This is a genomic window from Marinobacter sp. B-12 (assembly GCF_056857915.1).
Genome location: NZ_JBSXOB010000020.1, coordinates 1 through 8,536, shown reverse-complemented (window position 1 = coordinate 8,536; position 8,536 = coordinate 1). Strand labels below are relative to the sequence as shown.

Genomic DNA, 8,536 nt, shown 5'->3' with positions numbered 1-8,536 from the left:
CCGTCCGTGCAAGTACTGGGCTTTGACGATATTGGCCGCCTTACCCGGTGTGACCGCCTCGTATGCGATTCCTGTTCGTCGGGCCAGCGCTTTGCCTGCGGCTTCCTTCAGATTCCACCTCGCGGTGGACACCCTTGCCGTCCGGCTAGTGGTTCCCCTTGCCGGGCCCACAGGGGACTTGCACCCCCAAGTCATCCGGCCAGCACCACCTAGACCGGAACAGGGCCCGTCAAGACGCTAGGCGCCATGCCTGGCGCACCAACAAAAAAGGGGGCTCATGGGGCGCCTTCGGTGTTAACTGGAGTGAGTATCAGCTCAGCACCATCACCGCTTCCATCTCAACCGGAACGCCCTTGGGCAACGCCGCGACACCCACAGCGGCCCGCGCCGGATACGGCTCTGGAAAATACGTGGCCATGATTTCGTTCACTGTTGCAAAGTTGCTCAAATCCGTCATGTAGATGTTGAGCTTGACGATGTCCTTGAGCTCTCCGCCACTGGCCTCGCAGACGGCTTTAAGGTTTTCGAACACCTGCCGGGTCTTGGCGGCGAAATCACCCGCGACCACTTCCATGGTTTCCGGCACCAGCGGAATCTGACCAGACAGGTAAACAGTGTCTCCGGCTTTCACTGCCTGGGAGTATGTGCCGATGGCCTGTGGCGCGTTATCAGTCTGTATTACGGATTTGTTGGTCATGACCTTGGGGTCCTCTTTATCAAAACGCCAATCCTCACCTTTGGGTGGCTGGCGTGTCAACAGGCCAAACGTCGCGGTTCAGGCCTATTGCACCACGGTTACATCAGTGCCTTACCCGGTTGATATGGGTGACAGCGCGAATATTCCTGATCCGCCGCATCACCCTGGCAAGGTGCCGGCGCCCGTTTACATGTACCACCAGGCCGACAATGCCCAACCTCGCATTCTGCTCTTCCACGTTGATACGCTCAATGTTGCCGTCCGCAATAGCAACTGCATTGGCAAGCTCCGCAATAACCCCGCGCTGGCGTTCGAACTCCACCCGAAGCTCAACAGAGAACTCGTTGGCAATGTCCTTGGCCCACTTCAAATGAGTGAGACGCGCCCTGCCTTCATCATCTTCCGGCAACCGTGAGCAGGTATCCGAGTGAATCACCATGCCATTGCCCGAATCCATGACACCGACCACCGGGTCACCGGGAATTGGCTTGCAACAACTGGCAAACCGAACCAGCAGACCTTCAGTGCCACGGATGGTGACCGGGCTGTTATTGGCCTTGTCCATGATGGTCGCGGATGCCACGCCCGATGCTTCATCGTCTGTCTTGCCGCTGACCAACTGGCGAGCCACGAGGTAGGCCATACGGTTGCCCAGGCCAATGTCGCTGACCAGATCCTCGAAACTGTCCACCTGGTTGTGACGGACCACCGCCTGGATCTGATGTTCGTTGATCTCCGACAGGCTGGCACCAAATCCTTTGAGGGATTTTTTAAGCAGGGTTTTGCCCAGATCCAGGGATTCGGCACGCTTCTGGTTCTTGAGCACATGGCGGATACTGCTGCGGGCCTTACCGGTTACCACGAAACTGAGCCAGGCGGGATTGGGTCGTGCTCCGGGTGCGGTAATGATCTCAACGGTCTGGCCACTTTGTAGCGGCTGACTCAGGGATCCGAGGTTGCGGTTGATACGGCAGGCCACGCAGGCATTACCGATGTCCGTATGGATGGTGTAGGCAAAATCCACAGGGGTGGCTCCGCCGGGCAACTCCATGATTTTGCCCTTGGGCGTAAACACGTAGATCTCGTCAGGGAACAGGTCGACCTTCACATGTTCGATGAATTCCAGGGAATCGTCCGCTCGCTCACGCATCTCCATCAGGCCCTTGACCCAACGGTCCACCCGTGTCTGGTTGACGCTGGTCACGCTGGAGGGCTCGTTCTTGTACATCCAGTGGGCCGCAATACCGTTGTTGGCGATGTGCTCCATTTCCTCGGTGCGGATCTGGATTTCAATGTTCACATGCATGCCAAACAGAGTGGTGTGCAGGGACTGATAGCCATTGGCCTTGGGCATGGCGATGTAGTCCTTGAAACGGCCCGGCAACGGCTTGTAGAGGCTGTGAACGGCACCGAGGATGCGGTAGCAGTCGTCCTCGGTGTCGGTGATGATCCGGAAAGCGTACACATCCATGATTTCGTGGAAGGATTTCTGCTTGAACTTCATCTTGTTGTAGATGCTGTTCAGGTGCTTTTCACGGCCCAGGATACGGCCGGGCAGGCTGCGCTCTTCCAGTTTTTCCTGCAGTTTGCCACGGATATCGTCAATGATTTCCCGATGACTGCCCCGAAGCTTTGCGACCGCTTTGGAAATGTACTTCGAGCGCATCGGGTACAGTGAGGAGAAGCCCAGGTCTTCGAGTTCGGTACAAATGGAGTGCATGCCCAGGCGATTGGCAATCGGGGCGTAGATATCCAGGGTTTCGTTGGCGATGCGCTGACGCTTCTCGTAGGGCATCGGTCCCAGGGTGCGCATGTTGTGCAGGCGATCCGCCAGTTTGACCAGGATCACGCGGATATCCCGAGCCATGGCCAGGGTCATTTTCTGGAAATTTTCGGCCTGGGCCTCAGCGCGGGAACGGAATTCAATCTGGGTGAGCTTGCTGACACCGTCTACCAGCTCGGCGACATCCTCGCCAAACTGCTCAGCCAGCGCGTCCTTGGGGATACCTGTGTCCTCAATGACATCGTGGAGCATGGCCGCCATCAGGCTCTGGTGATCCAATTTCAGGCTGGCAAGGATTCGAGCCACCGCCAGGGGATGGGTAATATAGCGATCGCCGCTTTTGCGCATCTGCCCTTCGTGGGCCTGTTCGGCATAATAGTAGGCTCTTCGCACCTGATTGATGCGATTGGTATCAAGATACGTGCTGAGTTCATTGGCCAGCACATCAACCGTTGCCTCTGCCGACACCGCGCCTCCGTAGGGATCATAAATGCCAGGGATAAAAAAACCCGAATGCACGCATTCGGGTCCTTCCGACGTTCTTCCAGTCATGCCTATAGATACACTATAAAACCGCAAGAACAGATTTCAATGCTTTGGACGGGTAACCAGAAAATATTCCCGTCTTCGGCCACATTCAGCGATCTTCAGCCTTATTCGTCGTCATCCTCGGTGAGGAGATCGCGGGAGACCTTGCCTTCGGCGATTTCACGCAGGGCAATAACGGTAGGCTTGTCGTTCTCTTCGGCAACCATCGGCTCAAAGCCCTTGGTTGCGATCTGGCGGGCACGCTTGGTGGCCAGCATAACCAGCTGGAAGCGGTTATCAACGTTTTCAAGGCAATCTTCAACGGTAACTCGTGCCATAACTTCCCCGACAATAGCAAAATGACTGATTTCAGCAGACCGCGTAGTTTACTGCGGCCGGTTCAATTTGTATACAGGCAATATGCGCCGATCAGTGGCGCTCGGACAGCCTGATCAATAGCTCGGAATGCCTGACCTGCTGGGCCTGCATGCGCAGACGATGGCAGCGAACAATCGCCAGCAGGTCATCCAGCGCGGTGTCAAAATCATCGTTCACTACCAGATAATCAAATTCCACCGCGTGGCTACACTCATCCGCCGCCTCGTTGAGACGACGCGCCACCACCTCCGGTGTATCTGTGCCTCGACCGGTCAGGCGATCCTTCAACGCCTCCGGCGACGGCGGTACGATGAAAATGCTGACACAGTCCGGTATCAGGCGGCGGACCTGCTCCGCACCCTGCCAGTCAATTTCCAGGATCACATCCTGCCCTGTGGCCAGTGTTTGCTTCACCCAAACCTGGGAGGTGCCGTAGTAGTTCCCGAAGACATCCGCATGCTCCAGGAAGTCACCCCGGTTGATCATTGCCTCGAAGGCCTCCCGGGTGACGAAGTGGTAGTTAACGCCATCCTGCTCGCCCATACGCATAGGGCGGGTTGTATGGGACACCGATACTCCCAGCTTTTCGTCCTGCGTCAGCATTTGAGCCACCAGACTGGTCTTACCGGCACCTGAAGGAGCGGAAATCACATACAGCGTGCCTTGTTCTGATTCCTGACTCATGGGGCAAACAACTCCGGCATTAACGGGCTTTCAGTGGGCGCGGGACACCCCAGGCACCACCACAATAACGAGAGCGGGATTATACGGCGTTTGCGCCGCCCCCGCATCCAGGGGCATTACTCCAGGTTCTGCACCTGTTCCCGCATTTGCTCTATCAACACTTTCAGGTCAACCGCTGCCCCGGTCACCCGGGCGTCGATACTTTTGCTGCTGAGCGTATTGGCCTCGCGGTTGAGCTCCTGCATCAGAAAATCCAAACGACGGCCGATGGCATCGTCGGATTGCAGAGTGTCCGACACCTCGGTGATATGGGCTTCCAACCGATCCAACTCTTCGGCCACGTCGCTTTTCTGGGCCAGCATGACCATTTCCTGGGCAACGCGATCCGGATCGAGCTCCACCTTCGCCTGCTCAAAGCGGTTTTTCAGGTGCTCCTCCTGGGCACGAATCAGCTCAGGCATCCAACCCCGAACTTCAGTTACCCGTTCTCCCATTATGGCCAGCCGGTCTTCGAACAGCGGCCGCAGACGTTCACCTTCCCGTTCCCTGACCGCCACCAGCTCACTCACAGTGCGCTCGAATAACTCCCCTGCCGCCTTCCGGGCTGGGCCGAAGTCCTGCTCGCTGGAGGCCAACACTCCCGGCCAACGGAGTATATCCAGGGCGCTAATATGGGCCGGGTTGTCCAGCATTCGGTTGATGTGGTTTGCCGCCTCGTTTACTGCGCTCGCCACATCCTCGTCGATCTCGAAACCCTGGGTTGCCGATTCATTGGCCTGAAGACGAATGGCCACATCCACCTTGCCACGCCGCAATTGCTTGCGCAGCTGCTCGCGGAAACTGTTTTCCAGCTCCCGGAGCGCTTCGGGCAAGCGAAAGGACGGCTCCAGGTAACGATGGTTCACCGTGCGAATTTCACAGGTAAGTGTCCCCCAGTCTTCCTGGGTATCCTGGCGAGCAAAGGCCGTCATACTTCTGATCATGGTGACTCCGCGTTTGGGAAGAAGCAGTACTTCAGTTTAGCAGGCCGACTGCCCCAACATCGAACAGACGCCTCGGACTGCGTGTTATACTCCGCAATCTTTCAACATTGCAATCGACCGGGGATTCACCCCGGACACTCACTACTGATACCAGGAATGATTATGAGACCGAGCGGAAGAACGCCGGAACAATCCCGAGACATTCGCATTACCCGCCACTACACCCGCCACGCCGAGGGTTCCGTATTGGTGGAATTTGGCGACACCAAGGTTATCTGTACCGCCTCTGTCGAGAATAAGGTTCCGCCTTTCCTGCGCGGCGAAGGCAAAGGCTGGATTACGGCGGAGTATGGCATGCTGCCCCGCTCCACCGGCAGCCGCATGGGCCGGGAAGCCGCCCGTGGCAAACAGGGTGGCCGCACCGTGGAGATCCAGCGCCTGATTGGCCGCTCCCTGCGCGCAGCGGTTGACTTGAGCGCTCTAGGCGAGCATTCCATTACCATAGACTGCGACGTCATCCAGGCCGACGGCGGCACCCGCACGGCGGCGATTACCGGTGGCTGCGTGGCGCTGGTTGACGCGCTGAATCATCTGGTGAAAGAGGGTCGGCTGAAGAAGTCGCCGCTGAAGCAGATGATTGCGGCGTTTTCCGTGGGCGTCTACAAGGGCACACCGGTGCTGGACCTGGATTACCCGGAGGATTCCGAAGCCGAAACCGACATGAATGTGATCATGACGGATCAGGGCGGCTTCATTGAGATTCAGGGAACCGCTGAAGGCGCGCCGTTTGAACAGGAAGAACTGGATGGCATGCTGAAACTGGCCAAGCTGGGCATCGGGCAGTTGTTTGAGGCGCAGAAGGCAGCTTTAGCCGACTAAGGTGCAGCTTTTCCGCGTGTCCGGAGAGGAGTTCTTTTCCGGACACGCTACAAGCACATCCCTGTGCGCTCGACTCCGGCCTTCCCTGGCCGGAGACGGTCCGGAAAAGAACTCCTCTCCGAACCCGCTAGCCTTCAGTGAGCCTCAAGCCGCATATGGATCAGAAACCGATTTCGATGTCGTAATCCATGATCACTGGCGCGTGATCGGAGAACCGGGTGCTGTCATCAATCCAGCCATCCCGGATGGTCTTGCGTATACCCGGCGTCAGTAGCTGATAATCCACCCGGATACCGGCATTCTTGCGTGAACCCTCAGCCTGCTCCGGCCACCAGGTGTACTGGTTGCTCTGCTTGTTGATATCGCGGAATGCATCAACACAGCCCATTTCATCAAACAAACGGTCCAGCCATGCCCGCTCATGGGGCAGGAAGCCGGAAAAATCCAGTTTGTGGTACAGCGGGCTGGCGTCGGTCACGTGATGGGCGGTTTGCAGATTGGCGCAGAAAATAAACTGGCGACGCTTACGCAGGGTTTTCTGCATATGGAGGCCAAAGGCCTCCATGAAATCATCCTTATGATCCAGAACCGTAAGGTCGTCCTCGCCGATCAACTCTTCTTCGCGGCCAAGTGCGCTGGGAGAGAGAACGCAGGCGACAGACACCTTGTCAAAATCCGCCTGGATGAAGCGGCCTTCGCGATCTGCCTGCTCATTGGCGAAACCGTACATAATGGCCTTTGGGAAATGGCGGGTATAGATACCAACGCCACCGTCTTCGTTACGCTCACCATCAATAAAGTAGGCTTCGTACCCTTCCGGGATGAGATTGAAGTCCTCAATTTCGTAGGCCCGCATGCGGTGGTCCTGAACGCACACCACGTCAGCGTCCTGCCTGGCTAGCCATTCAAAGAAACCTTTCTCAACAGCCTGGGCCAGACCGTTGACGCTGATTGTAACTACCCGCATACGTGTTCCCTGATTCGGTTTGTGTGTATGATACCGGTTTTACGCGTTAATTAAAGATCCAAACCCGCCAGAAGCCCTGTCATGCACGACTATCAGCAACAGTTCATTGAGTTCGCCATTCGCCGTAACGTGCTCCGTTTCGGAGAATTTACACTTAAATCCGGCCGCACCAGCCCCTATTTTTTTAATGCGGGGCTGTTCAATACCGGGGAGGACCTGCTTGAGTTAAGCAAGGCCTATGCCGCAGCACTCCAGCGTAGTGGGCTGGATTATGACATTATTTTCGGGCCTGCCTATAAGGGCATACCGTTGGCGACGGTCACAGCCATGGCTCTGGCCGCCGAGGGTAACAACAAACCATTCGCCTTCAACCGAAAAGAAAAAAAGGATCACGGCGAGGGTGGCAATGTCGTCGGCTCTCCCCTGGAAGGCAAGGTACTGATTGTTGATGACGTCATTACCGCTGGCACGGCTATCCGGGAATCCATGGAGCTGATCCGCACCTCAGGGGCGGAGCCCGCAGGCGTGCTCATTGCCCTGGACCGCCAGGAGCGGGGCACCGGTGAACTATCCGCCATCCAGGAAGTCAAAGAGGAGTTCGGCATTCCTGTGGTCAGTATTATCAGGCTCGAGCAGGTGCTTTCCTACCTGCAAAGCAGGCCCGGATTCTCCGAACATGCTGAAAAAGTCGCCGCCTACCGGGATGAGTACGGGGTCTGAATCAAGGCATGGTTTATCGTTCAGCTTTTGTTATGCTTCCTGACATACACTGTTTTAAGCGGAGCGCCAGTCTCTCATCATGAATCGTCTGACCAGGTTTTCAATCGCTGTATCTGCTGCGGCTGCGCTGATGTTTGCCTCTATCGTAGAGGCAAGAATGTACCGCTATACCGATGAGAACGGTCAGATTGTCATCAGCAGCACTATTCCCCAGGAAGCGTCGAGGCGGGGCTACGACATTCTCAGCAAGAACGGTCGGGTGATTGAAACGATTGATCCAGAACCCACCGAAGAGGAGATTGCCGCAAGGGAAGCCGAGGAAAAACGCCTGGCCGAAGCGGAACGACAGCGGGAGCTCGACCGCAAGCTTCTGGAGCGCTACAGCCACCCAGACGAAGCCGTGCGCGCCATGCACCGGAAGATACGAGAGCTGCAGGGATTGAATCAGCTCAAGAGAGGCAACATTTCGGTGATCGTCAGCCAACTGGACAGCGACCAGAGCCGAGCTGCAGACCTGGAACGTTCCGGTCGCGACATACCCGAAGCGACCCTGGAAAAAATACGGCGGCTGGAAGCCCAGATTCGTGATATCGAACGGGAGATCCACTCGCAGAACGCCAATATAAAAGCCCTGCAAGAGCGTTTCGAAGCGGACATCGAACGGCTGGAAGAGATTACCGGTGAGAAAAGAACGCTTCCGCTGGATCCGGACGATCTGGAAGAACAATAAGCCACACGGCTCGACCAATCAGGCACAAAAAAGGTCACCTCACGGTCAAGCCGTTCACTTAAAGTGGATCTGGGTTGGCCGGACCGGGTAGCAAGAGGGTCGATGGATATTTCCATCGGCCCTTTTTTATGAGCTGACCTTGGTGTATTTGTCCAGATAGATGATCTTTTCTAAGTCCACTGGGCCT

9 protein-coding genes are annotated in these 8,536 nt (G+C 56.6%); 3 read left to right on the top strand and 6 right to left on the bottom strand.

Annotated elements, in window-relative coordinates:
• Window positions 1-310: 310 nt before the first annotated feature.
• From AC13D2_RS01415 to AC13D2_RS01395, 5 genes are all read right to left on the bottom strand, one after another.
• Complete coding sequence (locus AC13D2_RS01415) at window positions 311-697, bottom strand: RidA family protein (RefSeq protein ID WP_300498187.1); 387 nt, start codon at window positions 695-697, stop codon at window positions 311-313.
• Window positions 698-800: 103 nt separating this feature from the next.
• On the bottom strand, window positions 801-2,948 hold the full coding sequence (locus AC13D2_RS01410; protein ID WP_300498237.1) for a RelA/SpoT family protein: 2,148 nt from the start codon (window positions 2,946-2,948) through the stop codon (window positions 801-803).
• Between the two features lie 185 nt (window positions 2,949-3,133).
• Window positions 3,134-3,346, bottom strand: a complete 213-nt coding sequence (gene rpoZ, locus AC13D2_RS01405) for a DNA-directed RNA polymerase subunit omega (protein ID WP_300498188.1) — start codon at window positions 3,344-3,346, stop codon at window positions 3,134-3,136.
• A 91-nt stretch (window positions 3,347-3,437) separates the two neighbouring features.
• A complete protein-coding gene (gmk, locus tag AC13D2_RS01400) occupies window positions 3,438-4,070 on the bottom strand; it encodes a guanylate kinase (protein ID WP_300498189.1) in 633 nt (210 codons plus the stop codon).
• A 116-nt stretch (window positions 4,071-4,186) separates the two neighbouring features.
• Window positions 4,187-5,053, bottom strand: a complete 867-nt coding sequence (locus tag AC13D2_RS01395) for a YicC/YloC family endoribonuclease (RefSeq protein ID WP_300498190.1) — start codon at window positions 5,051-5,053, stop codon at window positions 4,187-4,189.
• A 162-nt stretch (window positions 5,054-5,215) separates the two neighbouring features.
• On the opposite strand from AC13D2_RS01395, the gene rph reads away from it, so the two are divergent.
• Entirely contained in the window at window positions 5,216-5,932 is a 717-nt protein-coding gene (gene rph, locus AC13D2_RS01390) for a ribonuclease PH (RefSeq protein WP_036203164.1), read from the top strand.
• Window positions 5,933-6,092: 160 nt separating this feature from the next.
• Here rph and AC13D2_RS01385 read toward each other — a convergent pair whose 3' ends face one another.
• Window positions 6,093-6,899 (bottom strand): exodeoxyribonuclease III, encoded by an 807-nt coding sequence (locus AC13D2_RS01385; protein ID WP_300498192.1) that lies wholly within the window; start codon window positions 6,897-6,899, stop codon window positions 6,093-6,095.
• A gap of 81 nt (window positions 6,900-6,980) precedes the next feature.
• Here AC13D2_RS01385 and pyrE point away from each other — a divergent pair, with 81 nt between their 5' ends.
• Together pyrE and AC13D2_RS01375 are read left to right on the top strand one after the other, a co-directional pair.
• Window positions 6,981-7,619: an orotate phosphoribosyltransferase gene (gene pyrE, locus AC13D2_RS01380; RefSeq protein ID WP_300498194.1), complete on the top strand. Its 639-nt coding sequence runs from the start codon at window positions 6,981-6,983 to the stop codon at window positions 7,617-7,619.
• A gap of 79 nt (window positions 7,620-7,698) precedes the next feature.
• On the top strand, window positions 7,699-8,349 hold the full coding sequence (locus tag AC13D2_RS01375; protein WP_482938112.1) for a DUF4124 domain-containing protein: 651 nt from the start codon (window positions 7,699-7,701) through the stop codon (window positions 8,347-8,349).
• Window positions 8,350-8,536: the final 187 nt, after the last annotated feature.

Coding starts and splice junctions, on each gene's coding strand:
- pyrE (WP_300498194.1), top strand. CDS start 6,981: ATGCACGACTATCAGCAACAGTTCATTGAGTTCGCCATTCGCCGTAAC.
- AC13D2_RS01415 (WP_300498187.1), bottom strand. CDS start 697: ATGACCAACAAATCCGTAATACAGACTGATAACGCGCCACAGGCCATC.
- gmk (WP_300498189.1), bottom strand. CDS start 4,070: ATGAGTCAGGAATCAGAACAAGGCACGCTGTATGTGATTTCCGCTCCT.
- AC13D2_RS01385 (WP_300498192.1), bottom strand. CDS start 6,899: ATGCGGGTAGTTACAATCAGCGTCAACGGTCTGGCCCAGGCTGTTGAG.
- AC13D2_RS01395 (WP_300498190.1), bottom strand. CDS start 5,053: ATGATCAGAAGTATGACGGCCTTTGCTCGCCAGGATACCCAGGAAGAC.
- rpoZ (WP_300498188.1), bottom strand. CDS start 3,346: ATGGCACGAGTTACCGTTGAAGATTGCCTTGAAAACGTTGATAACCGC.
- rph (WP_036203164.1), top strand. CDS start 5,216: ATGAGACCGAGCGGAAGAACGCCGGAACAATCCCGAGACATTCGCATT.
- AC13D2_RS01375 (WP_482938112.1), top strand. CDS start 7,699: ATGAATCGTCTGACCAGGTTTTCAATCGCTGTATCTGCTGCGGCTGCG.